9 protein-coding genes are annotated in these 24670 nt (G+C 54.8%); 7 read left to right on the top strand and 2 right to left on the bottom strand.

Annotated features, from left to right (window positions below; all coding sequences use genetic code 11):
* Nucleotides 1-76: 76 nt before the first annotated feature.
* The 6 genes from C5Y83_RS12155 (at nt 77) to C5Y83_RS12130 (ending at nt 12103) form a co-directional block, all read left to right on the top strand.
* A complete protein-coding gene (locus C5Y83_RS12155) occupies nt 77-2098 on the top strand; it encodes a preprotein translocase subunit SecA (protein WP_105330011.1) in 2022 nt (673 codons plus the stop codon).
* 332 nt (nt 2099-2430) lie between these two features.
* A complete protein-coding gene (locus C5Y83_RS12150) occupies nt 2431-4479 on the top strand; it encodes an HlyD family efflux transporter periplasmic adaptor subunit (protein WP_158262334.1) in 2049 nt (682 codons plus the stop codon).
* Nucleotides 4480-4563: 84 nt separating this feature from the next.
* Nucleotides 4564-5505 carry an efflux RND transporter periplasmic adaptor subunit gene (locus C5Y83_RS12145; protein ID WP_158262333.1) on the top strand — a complete coding sequence of 314 codons (942 nt, stop codon included), beginning with the start codon at nt 4564-4566 and terminating at the stop codon, nt 5503-5505.
* Between the two features lie 72 nt (nt 5506-5577).
* A complete protein-coding gene (locus tag C5Y83_RS12140) occupies nt 5578-7824 on the top strand; it encodes an efflux RND transporter periplasmic adaptor subunit (RefSeq protein ID WP_105330008.1) in 2247 nt (748 codons plus the stop codon).
* 182 nt (nt 7825-8006) lie between these two features.
* A complete protein-coding gene (locus C5Y83_RS12135) occupies nt 8007-8342 on the top strand; it encodes a DUF3467 domain-containing protein (protein WP_105330007.1) in 336 nt (111 codons plus the stop codon).
* A 269-nt stretch (nt 8343-8611) separates the two neighbouring features.
* Nucleotides 8612-12103 (top strand): Ig-like domain-containing protein, encoded by a 3492-nt coding sequence (locus C5Y83_RS12130; RefSeq protein WP_105330006.1) that lies wholly within the window; start codon nt 8612-8614, stop codon nt 12101-12103.
* Nucleotides 12104-12143: 40 nt separating this feature from the next.
* Here the strand turns inward: C5Y83_RS12130 and C5Y83_RS12125 are convergent, their stop codons facing one another.
* Together C5Y83_RS12125 and C5Y83_RS12120 are read right to left on the bottom strand one after the other, a co-directional pair.
* On the bottom strand, nt 12144-13556 hold the full coding sequence (locus C5Y83_RS12125) for a porin (RefSeq protein WP_105330005.1): 1413 nt from the start codon (nt 13554-13556) through the stop codon (nt 12144-12146).
* 181 nt (nt 13557-13737) lie between these two features.
* Nucleotides 13738-15093, bottom strand: a complete 1356-nt coding sequence (locus C5Y83_RS12120; protein WP_158262332.1) for a porin — start codon at nt 15091-15093, stop codon at nt 13738-13740.
* An 812-nt stretch (nt 15094-15905) separates the two neighbouring features.
* Between C5Y83_RS12120 and C5Y83_RS12115 the strand changes: the two genes are divergently transcribed.
* Nucleotides 15906-24512: a cadherin domain-containing protein gene (locus C5Y83_RS12115; RefSeq protein WP_105330003.1), complete on the top strand. Its 8607-nt coding sequence runs from the start codon at nt 15906-15908 to the stop codon at nt 24510-24512.
* Nucleotides 24513-24670 lie beyond the last annotated feature (158 nt).

The raw sequence follows: 24670 nt of genomic DNA, 5'->3' as shown, positions 1-24670 counted from the left end.
CTAAAATCTGGCGAGGCCTATTATTAAACAACCTCGCCATCGACCAAGCTGACAGCAAGACTGGGGATCGAACCCGTTGGAAACGAATCAAACGACGCTAGACCCACCTGAAACCGAACCGACCGAAAAGCCTGACCCGCCCAAACGAGGCGAGCCACGGAAGTTTCGCGCGAATTCCTTAGGGTCCTTCTATTCGCAACTTACCAAACAGGGGTTGGCCCGGTTTGTCGGCCAACTTCCACTAATCGATAAGTTCGAGGCCGAGCTCAAAGATCGGTCCGATCGCGAAATTCGAAAATACAGTTTGGGCCTGCGCCACCGGGCTAAAAGTGGCGAGCCGCTCTACAAATTACTGCCAGAAGCGTTCGCTCTGGTTCGGATTGCTGGCGCTCGGACCATGAACATGCGGCACTACGAAGTGCAGCTGATCGGTGGCATGATCATGTTCGATGGGGCGATCGCCGAGATGGAAACGGGCGAAGGGAAAACGCTCACGGCAACCCTTCCGACCTATCTATATGCGCTACCTGGCAAAGGGGTTCATGTCGCTACGGTCAACGATTACCTGGCGGCTCGCGATGCCGAGTTAATGATGCCCGTTTACAAGATGCTGGGGATGACCGTTGGGGTGATCGAATCCCAAATGTCCTCGGATGACCGCCGAAAAGCGTACTCTTGCGATATTACGTATGGAACGTCCAAAGAATTCGGCTTCGACTTCCTTCGCGACCGTTTATTGATTCGTCAGACCCGTGAACAGGGACTTGGCGTTCTCGGACCGCTGCTAGCGGGCAAGAAGGAAAAGAATGAAGAGCCGGTTCAACGCGAGCATTTCTTCGCCCTAGTTGACGAAGCCGATAGCGTGTTGATTGATGATGCACGTACGCCTCTGGTGATCAGCGCGATCCCTGGCGAGGCGGAAAAAGTAGCCGTGGCTTGCCATCAATGGGCTGCCAATGCCGAGCGTGAATTCGAGGAAGATAATCACTACGAATACGACCACGACAAGAAATCGGTCGAGCTGACGGTCACCGGGCGATTACTCGTAAGACAGGTTCCCAAGCCAAAACTGCTAGATACGGTGGGATTAGTCGATTTATACGACTACATCGAACGGGCGATTAAGGTGAAGCGGGATTTCCATAGTGGACAACACTATGTGATCCGCGATGGCGAGATCGTCATTGTCGACGAATCGACGGGACGTATCGCGGAAGGCCGCAAGTGGAGCTACGGTATCCACCAGGCAATTGAAGCCAAAGAAGGGGTCGAAGTCACGGTTGCGACGGGACAAGCTGCCCGAATCACGGTGCAGGACCTGTTTCTACGTTATCGCCATCTGGGCGGAATGACCGGTACCGCTTCGAGCTCGAAGGGGGAGTTCAAGAAGATCTACAAGCTAAACGTCATTAAGTGCCCGACCAACCGCATTCCCCAGCGGAAGCTATGGTCCGATCGGGTGTTCGGCAATGCGGAAGCGAAATGGTCGGCAATTGTCGAAGAGATCCGTGAGATCAACGCGTCCGGTCGTCCGATCCTGGTTGGTACCCGAACGATTGAAAAGAGTGAAGAGCTTTCGAAACGACTAACCGAAGCCGGGATCGAGCATGAAGTCCTCAATGCTCATCAGGTGGCCCTCGAAGCCGAGATCGTCTCTCGTGCCGGCCAGCCGGGCAAGGTAACCGTTGCCACCAACATGGCCGGACGTGGTACCGACATCAAGCTGGGCGAAGGAGTTCATGACCTCGGTGGTTTGCACGTGATCTGCACCGAGCTGCACGATTCGGCTCGCATCGACCGCCAGCTTGTCGGACGCTGTGGTCGTCAGGGCGATCCGGGTAGCACCCGCCAGTTCATGGCCTTGGATGACGATTGTCTGCTCATCGGTCTCGGCCCCAAACGATACAAGAAGCTGGTCGCCTTTGGCGAAAACCAAAGTGCGGAGCTGCCAGCTTACGCCAAACTTTTCCGTCAAGCCCAACGTCGCATCGAGAACAAGCACTTCGGCGATCGCAAAGTGCTGCTGTATCACGAGAAACAGCGGAAGAAGATGCATCGTGAAATGGGGCAAGATCCTTACCTGGATTCGCCAGACTAGCCAGTGTGATGCACTTTGTGAACACGATGGAACGAAGTTCGACAGGTGCCCGTCAAATGTTGCATTTAATTGGCAACTTATGCACACAGCCCGTCGGGATTCTCACCGTAAGTTCCTGTAGGAAACGAACAATCGAGACTTCGGTCGAGTAGTGATCATCGGCAATACCATCCGTTTTATCCCTACATCCTACCGAAGAGTGTCCTCGGTTAACCCCTTTTCAGCTTTCAAGATTTTCGATTCCAACCTCCCTTGTTATGGTGAGACGTAGGTTTCTACGATCGCGAATCGATCGGCCCTAACCTTTAGATTCCATTATGAATAGTCCCGGCATGTCCACCGAGCCATCATCAGTGAATCCCGAGACCCTGGAAAGCACCAAGAAGCAGATTCGCGGGCTCATTCAGGAAATCGCTCAGCTTTCCAAACGGGATGTTCCACCCGAAGAGTACTTCAAGGACGTCCTGCCAAAAGTTGTCTCCGCATTGGCGGCCGTCGGTGGTGCGGCGTGGGTATACGACGATCAGCGTCGACCTCAGCTGGTGTACCAAATCAATCTCAGCCGGGGATTGATCGATCCGCAAAGTGACGAAGGTATTCGCCACTTGCGATTGATCCAAAACATGTTCCAAGGGGCGGAAGCCCAATTGCTGCCACCGCAATCAGGCGGAGCCGAAGAGAACTCTGCGGGCAATCCAACGAATCAACTCTTGGTGGTTGCCCCGATCAAAGTCGAAGACAAGGTCGAGGGGGTCATCGAGATCTTCCAACGACCTAACTCGGCCCCAAATAGCCAACGCGGCTATTTGAAGTTTCTCGAACAAATGTGCGGGTTGGCCACCGAGTGGTTTAAGACTCGCAAGCTGCGTGACTTCAACGATCGCCAATCGTTGTGGTCGAAGATCGAACAGTTCTCGCGTGCGGTTCACGAAAACCTCGACCTTCGTCAAACGGCTTATACCATCGCCAACGAAGGTCGCCGGCTGATCGGTTGCGATCGAGTTTCCGTTGTGCTGCGACGTGGCAAGTGGAAAGTGGAATCGGTCAGCGGTCAGGACGTCTTCGATTCGCGATCCACCCAAGTGCAATTGCTTGGCAAGCTGGCTTCGCGCGTGATCGAAACGGGCGAGCCTTTCTGGTTCAGCGGTGTCACCGAAGACCTGTCGCCCCAATTGGAAACGGCTGTGCACGATTACGTGGACGAGTCGCACACCAAGACAATCGCCGTCATTCCGCTTCGCCGTCCCGAACACGCAACGGACAATGAAAAACGGGAAGACGAAGAACAAGAACGCCAGTACCAAGGCGAGATCCTGGGGGCGTTGGTTGTCGAACAAATCGAAGATAGCTCGCAGCAGGAAGAGTTCTCTAAAGGGGTCGAGCTGATCTCAGAGCACAGCAGCCGTGCCCTGGCGAACGCGATCGATTACAACTCGATTCCACTGACGCCGGTCTGGCGATTATTGGGTAAGTCGAAGGTCTTGGTCTCGGCCCGCAATCTTCCCAAGACTGTGCTGGCCTTAATTGCGGCGGTCGCAATCATCGCTGCCCTGTTTTTGATTCCGGCACCTTTCAAGGTTTCGGGCATGGCCACGTTAACCCCCGTCATGCAGCGGGAGGTTTTCGTTTCGGAAGAAGGTGAAGTGACGCAGGTCACCGTCAATCACGGCGACCACGTGCAACAGGGACAAGTCGTCGTCCAACTGAATAACCCAGAGTTACAGCGTCAGTACAAGCAATTGACCGGAGATCTGGAAAAGTCACGTTCCAGTATGGAAGCGTTGGAATTCCGTCGCTTGCGGCCAGAGACTTCGCGAAATCCGGCCGAACTCGCTCAGATCACGGTCGATCTCGGCCAAGCTCGCCAGCGGGTCAATCACTTAACGCAGCAAGTTGCTTTAGTGGAAGAAAAGCTTGCCAAACTAGAAGTCAAGAGCCCGATCGAAGGCGAAGTCGTTTCGTGGGACGTGCGTGACAACTTGATGCAGCGTTACGTGACGCCAGGTCAGGTTTTGATGACCGTGGTCGATCCAAGCAAGGATTGGATTCTGGAAATCAAAATGCCAGAGAAACGTATCCAGCACATCGAAAACGCCTTGCACGACAGCGGCGAATCGGAAGCGTTGAAGGTCACTTACATCATGGCCAGCGATCCTGGTCGCCAACTGGAAGGTACCGTCACCGACATTCAGCGATTGGCTCAGCCCGACGCGGATGAAGGTCAGATCGTCAAGCTGAAGGTTGCCATCAACAAGCAAGACATCGAGAACCTTCGTGCCGGTGCCACGGCGACCGCCAAGGTTCACTGCGGTACTGCTCCGCTGGGCTATACCTGGTTCCACGAACTGTTTGAATTCGTTCAGTCGCGAATTCTGTTCTAAGACCAGCTCACTCCGTTCATCCATTTCCCATGGCAGTTCCGCAGAATGAAGCGCGGAGCATCACAAAACACGAGGTTACAACCCATGTCGAAACTCAACGCCATTCCGGTTGTTTTCGCCCTGCTGATTCCCGGCGTCGTAGCTGCCCAAGCACCTGCTCCAACTTCGCCAGGTGATATTTCCGTACCGCGTTGCCTGGTGACGCTGATCGACGAGGTTAACGTGCCGGCTCAAGAAACAGGCGTGCTGCGAAAAATCCCGGTTGAACGTGGGAAGTATGTCCCGATGGGAGGTTTGCTCGCTCAAATCGATGATTCGGTACCGAGCAAGCAGCACGAGATCGCTTCGCGAAAGTTGGACAAGGCAACCGAGCAAGCGACCAACGATGTTGACATCAAGTACGCCGCTAAGGCTGCGGAAGTCTCGCAAGCCGAGTACGACATGATGCGAGCCGCGAATGAAGGAGTCAAAGGAACGGTTGCACCAATCACGATTCGCAAAGCCAAGCTGCAGTGGGAAAAGGCAATCCTCCAAGCCGAACAAGCCGACATGAACTTCAAGGTAGCAGGTTTGACGGCGAAAGAAGCCAAAGCCGAAATGGAAGCCGCCCAAATTGTGATCGATCGTTGTCAGATCACTTCCCCAATCGATGGAATCGTCGTGCAGAAGTATCGCCATGAAGGAGAATGGGTTCGTCCTGGCGATCCGCTGATGCGTGTCGTTGGTTTGAAACGCTTGAAGCTTGATGGCTCGCTTAGCTCGGATAAGTATTCGCCAAGTATGGTCGTCGGTAAGCCGGCGACGGTGGTCGCCACGATCCCAACCGGTCAAGTGAAGTTCGAGGGTACGGTGGTTTTCGCCAGCCCAGAGATCGACTCGAACGGTAACTTTGACTTCACGGTCGAGGTCCAGAACCGTCCTGATGGAGATACCTGGATTCTGTTTCCTGGGGATGTGGCCAGCGTGACCATTCATGCGAGCCAACCATCGAGCATGCGAACCAATTTTACCGGCGTGCAGAACTAGTTTCGGACGTCACATCGACATTACGCATTGGATTGCTCCCCTTCCCTTTCTTTCGATCTCAGGTGTTAGGCGTTGGTTAGTCTTCAGGACAGTTTGGTTGCCAGTAGCAGTCGACCGTTGCCCCTTAGGGCCCGGCCTGACTTGTCGGCGCGGCAGCATACCTATCAGGGCCGCGGCTACTGGGTGGTGAAGGAACCGCTGGGGCTAAACTATTTCCGATTCCAGGAAGAGGAATACGCGATCCTGAAGATGCTCGATGGAAAGACATCGCTGCAAGAGATCAAGGATCGTTTCGAGAAGGAGTTTGCTCCGCAGAAGATCAGCTTCAACGATCTCCAGCACTTCATCGGCACCCTGCATCGCAGCGGCTTGGTGATTACCACCGCCATGGATCAGGGACGCCAATTGAAGGGACGCCGCGACGAGCGGAAATGGAAAGAAACCGTCCAGTTGATGTCCAACATCCTGGCCGTGCGTTTCAAAGGGATTGACCCCGATCGAATTCTGACAGCTCTCAACCCCTACACACGATGGCTGTTCACCGGACCAGCGATGATCTTCGTGTTGATGCTTTGTGCAGCGGCACTGCTGTTGGTCACCGTTCAGTACGATGTGTTTAAGTCACGTTTGCCCTCCTTCCAAGAGTTCTTCGGCCCATCGAACTGGTTGTTGCTGGGGGCGGTGCTGGGCGCAACCAAGATTTGTCACGAGTTTGGCCACGGTTTGTCATGTAAGCGGTACGGTGGCGAGTGCCACGAGATGGGCGTCATGTTTTTGGTGATGACGCCATGCTTGTACTGTAATGTCTCGGATTCGTGGATGCTGCCCAACAAGTGGCATCGTGCGATGATCGGCGCGGCGGGGATGTATGTGGAAGTCTTCCTGGCATCGATTGCCACCTTCATCTGGTGGTTCAGCGAGCCTGGTTTGTTGAATCACTTGGCGCTGCAGGTGATGTTCGTCAGTTCGGTTAGCACGGTCATCTTCAATGGTAACCCCCTGCTCCGTTACGACGGTTACTACATCTTGTCGGACATCATGGAAGTGCCGAACATGCGACAGAAGGCCAGCAGCGTGCTGCATCGGTTCATGTCGAAATACTTTCTGGGATTGGATCCACCAGAAGATCCGTTCCTACCAGAACGCAACCAATTCTTCTTTGGGTTGTATACCGTTGCCGCGAATCTCTACCGTTTGGTGGTGACCGCGTCGATCATGTTGTTTTTGAACAAAGTCTTCGAGCCGTACGGTTTGCAGGTGATTGGGCAGATGATTGCCTTGGCCGGCATCTATGGCTTGGTGGTGATGCCGATATACCAATTGTGGAAGTTCCTGTATGTTCCTGGGAGAATGGCACAGGTGAAGCGGAAAAATGTATTGATGACCGCTACGGCCGTGGCGGCGGTGATCGCGGGATTCGTTTACATTCCCGTCCCCCAGTGGGTAAAGTGCCCGGTTGAAGTCCAGCCGTTTAACAACGAAAGCGTCTTCGTGGTCGTACCTGGCCAGTTGGAAGAAGTGCTCGTGAAGCCTGGGCAGCACGTCACGAAAGGAACCAAGCTCGCCCGCGTGACCAACTTCGATCTGACGCTTGAACTCGTCGAGCTGGAGAACGAAGAAGAAGGCCTGGAAGACTTGCTGCAATCGATCGATCGCCAGCAATTGCGGGCGATGGATAGTTCCGAGTTCGAGCAAACCTTCGCCGAAGTAACCGAGCAACTCAAGTCGGTTCGGGAACAACTCAAGAAGAAGCGACAACAGGTGGCCCAGATCGAAGTTCCGGCGCCATTCGATGGAACCATTTTTCCGGTTCCTGACAAAGCACCGAGCCAAGGTAACGACGGTCGCTTACCGGAATGGTCAGGCTCGGTCTTCGACGAGAAGAATCAAGGCGCCTACCTTTCCACCAGCGACGTCCTGTGCCAAATCGGCGATGCCAGCCAAATGGAAGCGGTGTTGTATATCGATCAGGACTACATCGAACTAATTCATCCAGATCAGGAAGTCGAGATCAAGCTCGACGCGTTCCCGGGGCGAACCTTCAAAGGGCACATTGCCGTGATGGGAACCACTGAGGTGGAATTCGTGCCTCCTTCGCTCAGTACGCAATCAGGCGGGGAATTGCCGACGGTATCTGATCGAGAGACCGGTCGCCTCCGGCCACAGAACGCCACCTTCCCAGCTCAAGTTCCGCTTACTCAGGGTGAAGAAGGTTTAAAGCTGGGGATGCGAGGCCGTGGCAAGATCTGGGTGAAGTGGGAACCACTGGGAACACGCCTCTGGCGATACGTTTCGCGAACGTTCCATTTCTACCTGTAATGGCCAGTTTACGTAGACTGGCGAACAAATGTCCGATTGTTTCGGTTCTGCCGATTACGTCCGGTTGATGAGGCAACTTGTTCTGCCAAACTAGGCACAGGGTATCTCAACGGACACGAATGCCCTACTAAACTAGCCCAGTACCGTGAAGGTAACGCTTAAATTCTAAGGAGATAGAGACCATGTCGGACGCCCCTGAAACTAAAGAGCAACCCGCAGCACCGAAGCAAGTCGAACTGGACGAATCGGGTGCGGTCGCTTGTTACGCTAACTTCTGCCGCGTCACCGGTACGCCAGAAGAACTGATCATCGACTTCGGTTTGAACACCCAGCCGATGGTTGCTTCGCAAGAGAAGATCAAAGTCAACGAGCGAATCATTCTGAATTACTACACCGCAAAGCGTATGCTGGGCGCCCTGCACATGGCCGTTCAGCGTCACGAAGCCGCCTTCGGCACGCTGGAAACCGATATCCAGAAGCGGGTTATCCCATCCGCTCAGCGTCCAGCCAACGGCTAATACGCCCTAAGTGGAAAGATTCAGCGTGGAACGTCTTACGTTCCACGCTTTTTTTGTGCGCCGAGTGGAACGAAACGGCCCCTACAAACGTCATAAGCTCTACGGACGGTTCCGTTTCTGGGGATTGTCGACCGTCGATCGTTGGAAAAGAATCGCACCCTGACTACGATGGAGTTTTCGGCGAAACCGCAAAATTCCACACAAGATGAGCATGCGATCTCGCCGGGTCGGAACAGATTCCTGTACATGCACTTAAGTCGATTCGCTCCATGACCGAGTTATCTTTCAGCCTTACGATCAGTGCCGCCGCTGCGATCTCGTTGTGCCTGATCGTAGCGACATTCTTTGCCCTGAGAGCCAAGGCTCGCCAACTGCGACTCGCCCCTGCCCTGGCCCGCAAATCTCGCCGTCCGGGCCAAGGACAACATCTAGTCCAGCAGCTCGAGTCACGCGAGCTGCTTGATGCTGGTATGGGCAATACCGACTTGGCGTTGGAAGGTGAATCGCTGACGATCAACGGTACGACCTACGAAAATGTCGACATGATCGCGTTGGCCAAAGCGATCGCAGCCAGTGGTGCCAAAATGTACGGTGCCGATTGGTGCCCACACTGTACAACCATGAAGGAAAAGTTTGGCGAGGGACAGTACTATCTACCATTCGTTGAAGTATCGAGCCCGGACCACGCAACCAACGACATCGGCATCGCTAAAAATATTACTTCCTATCCGACATGGATCTTCAACGAGGGAACTGCTAACGAAGTTCGTTTGGTGGGATCGGATCCGTCGGTTGAAGACATTGTCAACGCGGCAGGAATCACTATTCCTCAGGGCGAGCCAATCTACTTCGCCGAGATTCCTGACCAGTTGAATCTCAAAGCGGGCCAGTCTTACCACGTTGCATTAGATGGTTACTCGCCTACCGGGCAAACATTGACCTACACGGTGACCACCTCTAATGGCACGATTGAAACGACCGTTCTGCAAAACAACCGTAGCTTGCGCGTGTCAACGGTACGTTTTGGCGATATGGAATTCTATTTATTCGAAGATGAAGCCGGGAATATCACCAGCCGCATCATCGACCTGGCTGAGTCAGGCGCCTACGATGGAATGCTCTTCCATCGCGTATACGACGAATTCGTGATTCAAGCTGGCCAGGTCACCGACGGTTCGACTCAAGCGAACCTCATGGATTCTTACGACCCGGACCTGCGAAACAATAAGACCGGGATGCTCGCCCTGGCGAAGACTTACTACGACGACTCTGGAACGTCACAGTTCTATGTGATCGAAGGGGATCAGTCGTCCCTCGATTTCAATTATCCCGTCTTCGGTTTCATGACCGAAGGGGAAGGTGTTCGTGAGTCCATCAGTAAGACACCGACGGCTTACTCGCGATCAGGTGGCAATCCCAACTTAAGCACGCAGCCTGACTGGAATGTGGTGGTCGACTCGGTTTCGGTGTTTACCGATACCGAAAACGCGGTCTTGCGACTCAAGTTGCCTGAGAACTTGCCAAGTGGCGAAACGGTAACCGTGACGGTATCGGATGGCCAAGGAAACACGATCAGCCGCACGTTTACGGTTTCTTCGGTAGCCGATACGCAAGACTATCGCCCCTTCTTCTCGTACGTTCCGAACGTGACGCTGCAACCGGGCGGAAGTACGACTTTCCAATTGAATGCCACTAGCGTTGACGGCGATACGCTTGTTTATACTTCGCTGTCGAATGCTCCGGCGAATATGTCGTTTGTTGTGAATCAGCAAACTGGCGTGGTTCAGATCAATACCAGCGTGAACTTGACTCCGGGCGATTACTTCATGTACGTCGCGGTATCGGACGAGGGAGTGGCAATCGATGCGGCGACCAACCCGGCTGGGATTCTTTCGAACAACCTAGTCGACTACCAGGCAATTAAGGTGACGATCGCCAAGCCAAATACCTTGGTGAACGATACGGTCAATTTGACCGAAGATGCTTCGGTCGTGTTCACCCCGTTGTCAAACGATAGCGTCGCGAACGGCGAGTTTGTTCTCGACTCGTTCACGGTCACCACGCCACCGGCAGTGGGGCACTTGTCTTATGATGCGGCGACCGGTCAGGTGACTTATACGCCGCCCACCGATTACAACGGCACCGTTAGCTTCCAATACAACATTGCCAACGAATTTGGTTTGGCAGGTACGCCGGCTACGGTCACGTTGTTGGTCGCTTCGATCAACGACGATCCGACGGCATTCGACGACTTGTTCATTGCTGATCGTGACTCTGCCACGCTATTGCCCGTACTGAAGAATGACGATAAAGGGGCCGCCAACGAGCAAGATGATCCGGTGATCGTTGTTCTCCCATCTGGATTCACTTCCGCTGGTGGAACAGTTGTTGTCGTCGGGGATCAAGTCGAATACACGCCGCCAACCAACTTCACCGGCACGGACACGTTCACCTACACCATCAACGACTCAGGGCTGGAAAGCACGGCGATGGTGACTGTCGATGTGCGTGACGCCAGCCAGTTCACGATTACCGCCGTCAAAGATGCGACGAGTGTCGACAGTGAAGGCGCGGTCATCGGTTTGCCTCAGAGCGATCAAATCATCGAAGAGTGGGATACGTTCTGGGTGGAGGTCTGGGTGACGGCTGACGGGTCAGGCGGCGATACCATTACTGCGGCGTCGGCCACCATTAACTTTGATCCGACCATGTACCGAGCAAGCTCGATTCTGATCGGACCTGGCTTCACCGCAGGTAGCGGCAACACTACCAATAACACGGCCGGCACGGTAAGGCTGAATGCAACTTCGGCGATCGATGGACTTGGCGGTGGACAACGCGTGCTGCTCGGCAAGGTTCGCTTCACGCCCCTAGCCAACGGTCTGGCAGCACCCGTCGTGGGTGAATCGCTGGGCGTTGATTTCTCGGAGTTCCTGACATCGGTATCGAATACTTCGATGACGGTGGACCGAGTTGGCGTGATCGATTCGCCAACGATCGATGCCACACCATCGACCCGACTGTTACCGATGATCTACGACTTGAACGACGACGGTAAAGTCGGCATCCGCGATTTCAGCGACTTCATGGCTGCCGTCGGAAACCGAAACTCTGCGCAGTTTGTCGACTTCGATCTGAGTGGCGATTTGGAGGGAACGGGTTTCTCATACTTCCAATCGGCACTGGGCTCGACCTATCAAAGCCAGGTTAGCGGGCACTTGATCTCGGCCGACGTTTATGATGCCGCGATGAGCAATGCCATCTTGGCACCTCAGTTCGGTCCGGAAGATTCGGCCAGTTTGTTGGCCATGAGTGATGTCGAGCGAATCACTTCGCAGTTGCCAGCGTTTATCATCTCGCCAACGGTCACGTCCGATACGAACGCCATTTCCATTCAGATCGCGGATCTCGATGGAACGCAATTGGCCAAGACCGTTGGCAGCGTGATCTATCTTGATCAAGACGCGGCAGGCTGGGGCTGGTTTGTCGATAGCACCCCGCTCGATTCTTCCGAGTACACGGTGTCCGCAGACGGCGGACGTCGCGTAGCTGCGGCTGATTCACCGGCAGCTGGGCGGATCGACTTGCTCTCGGTGCTGCTGCACGAGTTGGGGCATGTTTCTGGTTTGGATCATACCAGCGAAGGTATGATGAGCAGCACGATTTTGCCGGGCGAACGACTCGTTGACGGAGAAATCGAATCGTTCGACGAGACCTTCTATGTCGCCGCTGTCGATCAATTCTTTGGCGACGAAGAGTAACGACGGATGCTGATCACGATGTGAATTAGTACGTTGTGAACTAAAACACCGTGATCAAGTCGAAACCGATCGTGAACTGATCTTTAGAGGTGCCGTTGTTGTAGGCACCTGTGATGCCGGGAGCTGACAGGTCGCTCCAGTCGTATCGCAGTTCTGGACGCAGAACGAACCAGCTGGTGGGATGGTAGTTGGCACCGAAGGTCAGCTCGTAGTAGTTCCCACCACTAACCAGATTGTCGTTCGACAAACCGAACACGCGAGCGTTATCGGGATCGCCAAACCACTCGAAGCGAGCTCCGACATCCAGGCAGGAATCAACGGTGTAGTACAGGTAGTTCGACACACCGAACCAGTTGGCCTGGGCCAGGGTATTGGAAGTGGTCAGGCGGGCATTTTCTTCCGTGCCAAGATTGTGCTCCAGGACATAAGTCCAGCACTGGTTGATCTGCTGTTGGAAGACCAAGCTGTAGGTCGTGCGATTATTGTTACCGGTTGGATCTTCGCTGCCGGTAATGATGCTAAAGTTCAGCTTCGTCGCTTCATGCGGGCTGACCCAGCGGAAGCCACCTAGGAAGCTGACTTGTCCGTTGGGTTGCTCGAACGTATTCCAACCGCGGACAATCCCGCCGTACCAGGTCATGCATGGCGAAGTTTCGTAGCTGGCCAACATGCCGGTATGCGTGAACGGCTCGCCGTACTGCATCATGTACGAGTGCGAGTAGAAGAAGTTCTCAGGAGCCATGACCGACTCGTAGCCCATGATGGTATAGAAATGACCTGCTTTCAGGTTCAATCCATTGCCCCACGGAACGTTCGCTTCCACATAGAACTGTGGCAAAGCAAGGCCGTACAGGCCAGCATTGCCAGCGTTACGCGGACCGTTGCCGCTATTCCAATGCTGCGAGTTGTCGTCTCGCGTTTCCAGGCCGGTGGCTTGTACAAAGTAGTAGTCCGTACCGAACAGCACGTCGACGCGACCACCAATGTCCCAGCTACATCCATCGCGGTTTACCTTGCGACCGACGCTGAGGTAAAGCTGGTTGAGCATGTACTCGTTGGCTTGATCGTTGAAGATCAAAGGACCATTGGTCCCGGCCGGTCCGTTTGCGCCCCCATCTGAGTTGGGATTGCCAGTGAAGCCTTGTTCCAGCCACCCATTGAAGAACCACTGTGAGCAACAAACGTCGTCGAAGCAAGTGCTGCAAGTTGGGCAGTCAGCTTGTTCGTAGGCCATTGCTTCGGAGGTGAGCGAAGTCGGGCTGTAGGTCTCGGTAAGTGGCACTTCCGTCAGGGCCGACGTAGGTACCACTTCCGGTGTTGTCGTGGGTTGTGCCACGGATCCGGCTCGAACCACGCGGACAGGTTTGCCTGTCTGGGCCAGCAAAGTCGAACCGTTTAGGCATCCCAATACGACGGACCATGCCAAGACATGGGTGAGTTTTAGTTGCTTCATGATCTATTTCTGCCGGTTGCGGTCCCGCGCAAACCTTGGGGGGCGATTCTACGAAATCGTATGAATCGTATCGGTCATTCCGTCCGGGTGGGTTGATTCCAATTATTTGGATTTGCGCGATTCCGCCGCTACGGTTGATAGCGGCGGAATGATAGCAGTGCGGGCGAGCCTGCTCCCACGATTAGAAGAACAACACCACATCGAGGGCGAACGTATACATGTCGTCCTTGGTGAAGTCGTTGAAGACACCCGTCGTGCCAAGCGGATTCAAGTCAGACCAGTCGTAACGTACTTCAGGACGCACGAGCACGTGATCGCATGGCCGCCAGTTGGCACCCAACGTGATGTCGTAGTAGTTGCGACCGGTATAGAACGCTTCGATCGGCACTTGTTGAATTCGCCAGTTATCTTCATCGCAGAACCACTCGAACCGACCGCCGAATGAAAGTTCGTTCGACCATTGGTAATACAGGTAGTTCGTGAAGCTGTAGTAAAACGCGTTGTCGGCCGCGAACGATGAGTCGAGGAACGCGTCCTTCTGCACGCCGAAGTCATGCTCGAAGGTGTAATTCCAACGCGAGTTTAGCTGGCGGGTGTAGACAATCGTATGGCTGTAACGGTTTTGGTCACCGGTTGGGTCTTCGCTACCGTTGTGCATGGCGTACGACAAGCTGGAAACACCGTTGCTCCACTGGGCACCAAGGGTGACACCATAAGCACCGTTAATGTTCTCGAAGTTGTCCCAGCCGTTGGTCATACCCGCCTGCAGGGTGAAGCAGGTAGTTGGGCTGTAAGAAGCCAGGAAGCCTGTGTTCGTCTTGGGGTTGCCGTACACATAGGTGTAGCTGTGGGAGTAAAAGAAGTTCTCAGGGGCCATGGCTGATTCATACCCCATTAAGGAGTAGAAGTGCCCCATCTTCACCTTCACGCCCGAACCGACCGGGATGAATGCTTCGGCGTATGCCTGGGGTAAAGCCAAACCGTATAACGCACGGGTGTTGTTCTGTCGTGGACCGGTTCCATTCCAGTGACGGGTACCGTCGCCGTGACGTTCCAGACCGTTCGATTCCAAGAAGAAGTAGTCCGACCCGTACAGCACGTCAACGCGACCGCCGAAATCCCATCCGCAGCAATCGTCGGCAATATTCTTGCCAAACGACAGATACAGCTGGTTCATCTGGTAGTCGTCCGCGCGATCATTGAAGCCGAGTGGGCCGTTGAAATTGCTGATGGGATGGTCGGTGTTTGCCGTATATCCCTGGTCTAACCAGCCATCGACAAACCAGCTTCCCTTGCAGCAACTATCGAAGCAAGAGTTACAGGTTCCAGTCTGACAGGAACTGCAATTCGCCATTTCAATGTCGACAGCCTGGCCGGCCTCGTCAGTGAAGGCGGTTTCGTAGTGAACCTGCTCGGCATACCACGATGCGGCGGCCGGGTCTTCAGTGACCATTTCCTGGGCGTTAAGCAGGGTCGCATTGAAGCTTGCCAAAAGGCCGCTCATTGCCAAGGTTGCAGTCGTCAGTCGACGGAGCATAAGTCCCATTCCTTGTACTCGAGCCGTTCCCCGAGAGGTGTGCGGCAGGGTAAGTACAACTTGATTGAGTTCCGGTGGTAATGGTCCGCAGGCACCTGACCTAATGGTCTCGTCTCAACGAACAATCACGTTTTCCGTATTGGATTCGGTTTCAGAGCTACTAAAAGTTTGACGGAAGTGCCGGATATCACTTGGTTTAGTGCAACAGAACCGGAAAATATTGCCGTGCTTATCTATTTTGAAATGCCATGACGTAACTGCTATCTAGCGAGTTGCCCGCCTGGGAACTCTGAGGGAAGACGAGAGACCTAATCGGAAGGGGCAAACCTTGCGGGTCGCCGTTACCTTCCTGTCCCTCCTTGCGCGATTTAACCCGGCACAATCAGTAGAGATGTTATGTCCCGCTATCTGCTCTTATGGGGGGACAATCACCGGTAATATTGGGCTGGCAGAGATGCGGTTGGCGTAAGTGCAATCGTGGAAGTTGTTTAGAGATATTTTTCTAAAAGTGCCCTCGCCGTAAGTCGCGACGGATGTAAGGGTTAGCTCAAGTTTTCGGCGACATCTGGGTAGAATGGCGAGAATAGGAAACGAAGGCTCTGGTAATTCGTTGAATTTGGCACAACCCCTGATTTTAATGGAACTACCTGAACCGACCACTCCTCTCTAACCCAGGTGGAGTGTCTGTTCAGATTTAACAGAGTCAAAGGGCTGGGCCCTCCTCACTTTCCTAGTCTTCTCAAACTCGCTCCCCACACTGAACTGCAAACCGACCATTCCCCGGGAACATAGACTGGCCGTTGGTGCAAAGCATGAAGAACACTAATTCCGTTCGTGATAATCTGATCGCTCCTAAGAAGTCGCGTAAATCCGTCCGCGGCACTCGAGCAATGCGATTGGAATCTTTAGAAATCCGCGATTTGCTCGCCGCGAATACGCTCGACTTCGTCGACAACCTGGAAATTGGATCCGCGGGAGAAACGCGTGACCTCCAGTTGGAAGTCGACTCTTCGTCGGGAAGCGCAATCGTCGCCCTGCGGATCAAGGGAACCAGTGGGGATCTGAACCCAGATGTACCACTAGTCTTTGTCCAGGACACCGACCGCACCAACTCGGCCAACCATGTGCCGCTGCTGCAAGCGATGGCGGATGTCAACGGCACGACCGACAGCTACGTGCTGTTTGAGGTCAATCCGGGTGATAACTTCACCATTCAGGTTGGTGGCTCGGGGGCCGGTGGGTTCATCGCCGAGATCATGCAGTTCGGTTCGACCGACGCCGACAAGATGGTGACCGAGCAGGAATACTACGAAGCGGTAGCTGCTGAACTGCAGGCACGCGGTGCTGGCAATCACAACACGGCTGCCTACTTCCAAACGGTCTGGGGAATCAACTTCAACGAGTCGCAGTACGATGCTGGCTTCGACGCGAACTTCAACGGGATCGTTGAAGGCTTCGAGCTTGAGTACGTTAACTCGGCCATGGGCCAGCCGGTATGCGTTATCGACTTGATCGGTGACAACGAAGCTCCTGCGGTTACGGCCAGCGTTGCTGTCGACACCGGGATTTCAGCTACCGACAACATCACCAACGATATCGACGGTGCTGGCAACAACAGTGCTATCATCGGTACCGTGACCGACTTCAGCCGAATCACCAGTGCGGTCGTGACGATCGATGGCCAGCCGACCTCGATCGACCTGGTGGCTAATCCAAACATCAACGCGTTGACTGTTGGTGAAAACCAAATCAGCTTCGGCCTGAGTATCGCGGACCTGGACGCCCTGTTGGGTTCGTCGGTTGTCGATACGGGTTCGCACACGCTGACCATCGTGACCGAAGACGAACTGGGCAACACCAGTGTTACCCCGTTCTCGTTGGTATTCGAGTTTGATACCACCGCGCCAGCCGCTCCAACCGCAGTTGATCTAGCAGCAGCTAGTGATAGCGGTGTCTCGTCCACAGACAACATCACCAACGATACCACGCCAACCATCTCGGTCACTGCCGAAGCGGGGACTCGGGTTACGTTCAGTTCGAGCATTGCTGGCGTTCTGGGCACTGTCGTGGCAAACGCTTCGGGCGTCGCCACGATCACTCCAACGGTTGGCTTGGCAGAAGGCAATCACGCAATCAGTGCTACTGCGACCGACGCTGCGGGCAACACCAGCACGATTTCGACCGCCTTGGTAATTACGATCGACACGGTCAATCCTGCGGTCTTCAGCAATCTGGTGCTGTCCAATGCTACTACGCACCCGAATCTGACCGATCAAAGCCAAGCGACCTTCACGGGTACTTCGGAAGCGAATGCGGTTGTCGAACTCCGCGATTTGAACTCGGCCGTTGTCGCAACGACCACTGCCGACGGTTCCGGGAACTTCAGCTTCACGCTGTCGGACAATGTTGATCTCGACTTCGATATCAACAACTTCACCTTCGTCGCCACCGACGCCGCTGGCAATCAAACCTCGGCTGTCTTTGTTGTTTATCGCAACACGGCTCCCTCGATCGATGCAGGTCAAATTTTCTCGGTAGATGAGAACAGTGCCAACGGTAGCACCGTCGGTTCGGTTTCGGCCAGCGGCAACGATACCGGCGATGTTCTGACCTACGCGATCAGCGGCATCGATGCAGGTTACGAAGGTGCATTTGCAATCGATCCGGCCACCGGTGTGATTACGGTCGCTGATTCGAGTCTGCTGGACTACGAAGACATCACTTCTTTCTCGCTCACTATTCAAGTTACCGATAGCTACGGCGACGGTGCTGGTGGCGAAGGTCTCGTGACCACGCAGTCGGTGACGATCAATCTGAACGACGTCAACGAAGCTCCGACATTCGATCAAGCCGACTACACGTTCAGCGTCGAGGAGAATTCGGCAGCTGCAACCAGCGTTGGCACCGTAACCGGTTCGGACGTTGATGCCGACGATACCTCACTGACCTATGGTATCAGCGGCGGAACGGGGGACGGCTTGTTCGAGATTAACACCGCCACCGGTGCCATCACGGTAGCCAGCGGTGCCGTCCTCGACTTCGAAACGACGGACAGCTACACGCTGGACGTCACGCTGACTGACAATTTGAGTGCCAGCGAAGTTGGCGCGGTCAACACGGTCACCAAAACGATCACGATCAATCTGATCGACGTCAACGAGGATCCTGAATTCGTTGGCGAGCCAATCACCTTAGACGTCGCCGAAGATGCTGGCGAAAATGGGGTGGTCGGTACGATTAGTGCGACCGATGTCGACGCCGACGATTCGATGTCTGGCGATTTAACATTCGGTCTGTCCGCTGGCGGAACGGGCGACGGCCTGTTCGCGATCGATCCGACCACCGGCCAAGTCACTGTGACTGCTCTCGGGGCCGCGACACTAGACTTCGAGACGACGACTTCTTACACGCTGAACGTGACCGTCACCGACAACTTGGATGGTGACGGTGCTGGCGAAGTTGGTTCGGCATCGACGATTACCACCACGGTCACGATCAACGTTCTGGATGCAAACGAAGCTCCTGAATTTGTTGGCGAACCAATTTCGTTCTCGCTGCCGGAAGACGCGGCGGTTAACGATTCGGTCGGAACCGTTTCGGCAACTGACGTTGACGCCGACGACAGTGCTCCTGGCGATTTGACCTTCGGTATTAGTGGTGGCAGTGGAGCGAGCTACTTCGCTATCGATCCATCGACCGGCGAAATCACGGTCACCGACAATTCCGTATTCGACTTCGAAGGGACCAACACCTTCACGTTGAATGTCACCGTCACCGACAACCTCGATGGCGATGGGGCTGGTGAAGTTGGCACGCAGAAGACGACCAACACCACCGTCACGATCAACCTGACCAATGTCAACGAACTGCCGACGGTACCAGGCGATACGCTCGACCTGGGCCTAGTACGTTTAGCTTTGGTCGATGAAGTATCGGAAGAAGGGGACACAGTTAAAGTCTTGGGTCTGGTCGATCCAGAAATGCAGACGCTGACCTACACCGATACCAGCGGTAATGCCTTCTTCCATGTGGATTCCAATGGTAACGTCATTCTCGATCAGGCCATCACTCTCGGTGATCTGACTGACGGCGAACTCGACATCGTTCTGAATAATGTTCTCGTGTCGGATGGTATCGACTCGAAGACGATCAGTGTCACTTTCACGGTCGTTCAGAACTCGCCACCTGAGTTCACCTCGCCTGCCCCTGGCACTTCTGTCAATATCGACGAAAACCTGCCAGATGACGTTGTCCTGGACAATGGTGATCCGATCGACGGCACCTTGGTGCTGACGGCAACCGACCTGGAAGGTGACAATCCTCTCGTCTTCTCCGTAGGTTCGACAGTCACGCATCCTGATACGGCTCTGGCTGCTCTTTTCGCTATTGCCGAAGTAAACGGAAACTCGACGGTTGTTGTCGCTGATCCGACCAACCTCAACTACAACTACGTCAACCTGCACGGTGCGACCAACGGTACTTTCACGATCAATCTGGTGGTGACCGATGCCCTAGGTGGATTCAGCACGCAGTCGCTGACCATCACGGTCGCGGATCGCAACGACACGCCAACGTTCACCGATCCTGGTACGTTGTCGTTGGACGAATACGTCGCCAAGGATCCTAGCGTTTCCTTCGGCACTGAAGCAGGCACCGTGGTTTACGATGCCAGCAACGCATTCGCTGACGCTGACCTCGGCGACACGCTGACTTATACGCTTGATGCAGCTGTCGTTACGGGAACCAGCGTTGATATCTCTGGTGCTTTCGCGATTGATCCGAATACCGGCATCATCACCGTGGTCGATCCGACCTTGCTCGACGCCGAAGGTATTGATCCAGATAGCGTCACGCTGACCATCACGGCCAACGACGGTAGCGGCGAAGCCAATAACACCGTGACCGGCGACCTGAACATCGACATCGTTCCGCAGAACGAATTGCCGATCTATGTCACGCCTTCGGATAGCTTTGACATCCGTTACAGTCTGATCGACGGTGAAGGTACCGACGACATCACTGACCTGGGGAACATCTCCTCGGTGCTCACGGCAACCGACCCTGAAGGTGACACGATCGCCTACTCGCAACGAACCACCGGTGCATCGGGCGAAGAATTCTTTGCTCTGGCCAGCGACGGTTCGATCACCAGCTTGAAAGCGGTTGATTTCACTGCCGACGAAATGACCTTCGAGTTGGTTTACGATTACAGCGACGGTTCGCTCGACTCAGATACCGACCTGGGCTTCACCAGCGGATTCGTGTTGACCATTCGCGTCTTCAAGAACCCACCGGCTGTCTTTGACGAAGCCAACTACGACTTCTCGCTAGACGAGAACACCGCTGCTGGGGTGACCGTGGTACAAACCGTATCCGCGACCGATCCCGAAGGTGAGAACGTAACCTACGCGATTGACGATCCAAGTGGAACGTTCGCAATCAACGCGACGACCGGCGAAATCACCATTGCTGATGGGGCCGCACTCAACTTTGAAGCGAACTCGTCGATCACCTTCACGGTCACTGCGATCGATGAAGCGACGAACGAAACCGATCTTTCGGTCACCGTTACGATCAACGATCTTAACGAAGCTCCTGCGATCACCAACAATCCGCTCGAATTCGGCGTCAGCGAAGATGCCGCCAACGGGGCAGCCGTAGGAACGGTAACCGTAGCCGATCCGGATGCTGGTGACACCGCGTTCAACTTCCAGATCACCGGCGGCACCGGCCAAGGCGTATTCGCCATCGATGCCAACGGCAACATCACCGTAGACGATGCATCGCAACTCGACTTCGAGACCGCTTCTTCTTATACGCTGCAAGTTCAAGTCACTGACAACGGCGGACCAACGCCAGGCTCGAACCAGCTGTCCGATTCCAAGACCTTCACCATCACCATTGGCGACATCAACGAAGCACCGGTTCTGACGGGAGCTGCCTTTGACCTGCCGATCGTTGATGAAAGCAACCTGACCGCGACCGAAATTGGTACTGTTGGGGACGACTTCTTCACCAAGGTCTACAGCAATGCTACTTACAACTTCCTCGGTCAATTCACCGATCCGGAAGGAGACGACCTGACGCTGACGATTGCCAACAAGGCAGCCATCGAAGCTTTGGATTACGTCAACAGCATTAGCTATAACAATACGACCGACGAACTAACGATTGTCTTTGTACACTACGGTGTCAATCAGGATCGTTCGCCGTTCACCATCGAGTTCACCGCTCAGGAAACTTCCGGTGCAATGCTCTCGGCTACCTCGCCGCTGGAAGTAGGCGTATCGGTAACCAACGAGAAGGCAGTGGACTTCAAGTTGATCCCGGTTGCCAGCCCAACCGATTCCGGTCAGGCATTCACCGGCATCAGCGAAGGCCAACTGCCAGGTGCGATCGATAAGATCGCCGATGGTCAAACTTTCACGATCGAAATCTGGGGTACCACCCTGGTTGGTCAGGAAGACGTTACCGCTGGCAACGCCTGGATTGAAGGTTTCGCCACGGTCACCTTGGCGTTGGTCTTCGACACCAGCCTGGTCACCACCACGGCCGGCAATGTAGTAGCTCCACTGAAGCTGGGTGGATCCGAAACGGTGCCAATCGATGTGAATCCCACCACCGGTGAGATCTCGAACTTCAATGCCTTCTTCGGCTTCGACGATCTGCCAGCAGGCGTCGATTCGGAAGGTTACAACGGCGAATACGTTCGACTCGGCTACGTCACTCTGACCGCTTTGGACGGTGTTAGCACGTCGGGTATGTCGGTTTCGGATCTGTTGTCAATTGACTTCGGTAATGCCGAAACTTCGATCGTGCCAAACGCCGCTGATGCCAGCGAAGTCAGCCCTGCTCCGGCTCAAGGTCAGCCCGTTCCACGTGCTGGTGATATCCAACAGGACGTCTTCGATGCCCAGGTCACGGTCGAGTCTCCGGCAGTCGAGGTGGTGGATGCAACTGCCTTCACGATCTCCTCGGCAGACAGCTTGGCCAGTTTGCTGGTTGGAACCAACGGTAGCACCATCGATGGCAATCAGGTCGCTGCTCAACTAGCCGGCAGCAACAGCACGAGCGTCACCGGTACGGTCTTCGTCGTGTTCAACGGCGATGCCGCCAACCCGACTTCGATGGAAATCATCGGTAGTGAACTGATCTTCTCCGATTCCGGTTCCTATCGTCCGGGTGAACCCGCTTCCGCAGGCGGCACACCCAATACCACCACCGGCAGTGCTGCCAACATGGGTATCACTTCCTCCGATGGAAGTGGAACGACCACCAACGTCGCACTTCGTGACACGGTTCTGCGAATCGCTGGCACTTCGACCATCAACCTGACTGGCAATGCTTCCAGCGGTGGTGCCACATTCAACTCGCAGGGTGTTGGTATCAACATCGGTACCGGGTTCGCCGACGTGAATCAGCAGGTTGTTGTCGGTAACAATACCTTCAACAATCCAGATCGCGAATCGTTGGCCGGCAAGTCGCTTGGTAGCAACGGTGCCGAAAACTCGATGCTCGTCGGTGACGGTGTGGGTGGCTTCACGCTGACCCTCGACCTGAGCCGAATCTTGTTGGACGAAGTGCTGCAAATCGGAACGACCGCGGTCGACTTCAACTTGCTGCTCAACGCCACGATCGTCGCCGAAGTCAACGGTGGAGCGAACCTGAGTGGTTCGGTCTTCAAGCAAGACAATCAACCGCTGGAAGATGGCTCAGGCGTGTTCGTCACCGTCAACAAGGGACGCACCCAGCTCGATGCCAGCGGCCAGGTTACCGAACTCCCAGAAAGTGCCCAGTGGGCTTCCGAATGGGATTCGCTGTGGGTGGAAGTCTGGGGTAACACCGCTGACGCCTTGGGTATCTATGGTGGTTCGCTCGACCTGTCGTACAACACCGACCTGTACACTGCGACCGCAATCGAATACGCACCTTCGATGTCGCTCAACCGCACCGGTACCATCGATGCGGAAGGTGGCAAAATCGTCGGTCTGGGTAGCGGAACCGAAATGGACTCGCTCGGCAAGGGAGCCTTTGTCCTGCTGGGTCGCGTGAAACTGGAGTCACTGCCAACCAATGGCATTGATGTCGCTTTGGACGAGTACCACAGCGAATCGCTTGGCTTGGTTGCTGAAAACGCATCGTTGGGTCTGACGGGTGTCGGTACAACGGAAGTTGCTTCCGATGTGGCTGATCTCGACGTCTGGGGTGTCGCTTACGACATCAACAACGACGGAACAATCGGTCTGGCCGACTTCACCCAGTTTGTCCAAGCGTTCGGCAAGTCTTCGCTGCAAAGCAGTGATGCCTTGGTCGCTGCGTTGGACTTCGATAACAACGGTACCGTTGGTCTGGGTGACTTCAGCTTCTTCGTCCAGAACTTTGGTAAGGGTAAGACCGACGCGGCTAGCATCGCTTATCCAGAAACGTTCACTCAGTCTTGGGTTGGACGCAAGATCGAACTGGATGGTCCTGACTCGCTGCAAGACGTCTTCGACGAAGCACTGACCGACTGGCAAGAAGCTTTGGGCCTAGAAAACCCAATCGACGTCAAGCTGGTCGTCACCGACTACGGCGATGCTCAACTGGGTGAAGCCCAACTATTGGCAGTCGACGAAAATGGTCTGCCTTCCTACGGCATTCTGACCCTTGATGACGACGGTGCCGGTTTGGGTTGGTCTTCCGATCTGGTTGGCGGTCCGGCCGAAGGTCAGTACGACCTGTACACGGTGATCTTGCATGAACTGGGTCACTTGTACGGCTTCATGGCTCACTACAGCGGCTTCGCCGATAACATTGTTACCGACTACAGCGGTGGCAAGTTGTTCATGGGTGCTGACTTTGTCGCGACCTTGGATGACTACGGTTTCCACTTGGACGAAACCGACAATCCTGGCGACGTGATGAACGACACCCTGGACCCAGGCGTTCGCAAGACGATCTCCAGCTTGGACGTTCAGATCCTGCAAACGGCCTATGCCTCGGCAACCAGCTCGAGCTTTGTCTCGAGTGGAACGGCTGCCTTGCATACCGAAGCCCTGCACGCGGAATTGACGACCGAAATGATCGTCAACGATGCTCCTACATCGATCGTTTCGGACACGCCGATCAGCTTTGTTTACGACAAGGTTGTCGACGTCGAATCGGTCAGCGGACGGACTGGCTACGAATCGTTGATCGCTCCGGCGGTATTCGACGAACTGGTACGCAACGGTATCCGCGTATCGACGTCGTCCTCTTCCGAAGTCCAACAACAGATGGACGAGATTGACTCGGCCGTCGCCGCCTTCATGGGCGAAGACGAAGCCTTGTTGGTAGCCGATTCCATCGATGACGTACCTTCGTACAGCACCGAAGACGAATCGACCAACGTCGACGACTTGTTCGCCGACTGGGATCTTGAGTCCGATCTGGAAGGTTAATCGCTTGACGGAAGCGTGAAACCCTCAAGATCAATCGAAGAGCCGCGCCTTCCCGGGGGCGGCTCTTCTTATGCGCGCCTCGCATTCTTCGAGCGATTGTCGGCCTGGCAGGTCTTCTCACCGCGGCTTGGTAGTGCTAGGTTGGGAGAGCGCACCTA

The organism is Blastopirellula marina (assembly GCF_002967765.1).
GTDB lineage: Bacteria > Planctomycetota > Planctomycetia > Pirellulales > Pirellulaceae > Bremerella > Bremerella marina_A.
This window is presented reverse-complemented; position numbering and strand designations above follow the sequence as displayed.

Bases quoted from the DNA above. Each gene is read 5' to 3' on its own strand.
- C5Y83_RS12135 (WP_105330007.1), top strand. From the start codon at position 8,007: ATGTCGGACGCCCCTGAAACTAAAGAGCAACCCGCAGCACCGAAGCAA.
- C5Y83_RS12130 (WP_105330006.1), top strand. From the start codon at position 8,612: ATGACCGAGTTATCTTTCAGCCTTACGATCAGTGCCGCCGCTGCGATC.
- C5Y83_RS12145 (WP_158262333.1), top strand. From the start codon at position 4,564: ATGTCGAAACTCAACGCCATTCCGGTTGTTTTCGCCCTGCTGATTCCC.
- C5Y83_RS12120 (WP_158262332.1), bottom strand. From the start codon at position 15,093: ATGCTCCGTCGACTGACGACTGCAACCTTGGCAATGAGCGGCCTTTTG.
- C5Y83_RS12150 (WP_158262334.1), top strand. From the start codon at position 2,431: ATGTCCACCGAGCCATCATCAGTGAATCCCGAGACCCTGGAAAGCACC.
- C5Y83_RS12115 (WP_105330003.1), top strand. From the start codon at position 15,906: ATGAAGAACACTAATTCCGTTCGTGATAATCTGATCGCTCCTAAGAAG.
- C5Y83_RS12125 (WP_105330005.1), bottom strand. From the start codon at position 13,556: ATGAAGCAACTAAAACTCACCCATGTCTTGGCATGGTCCGTCGTATTG.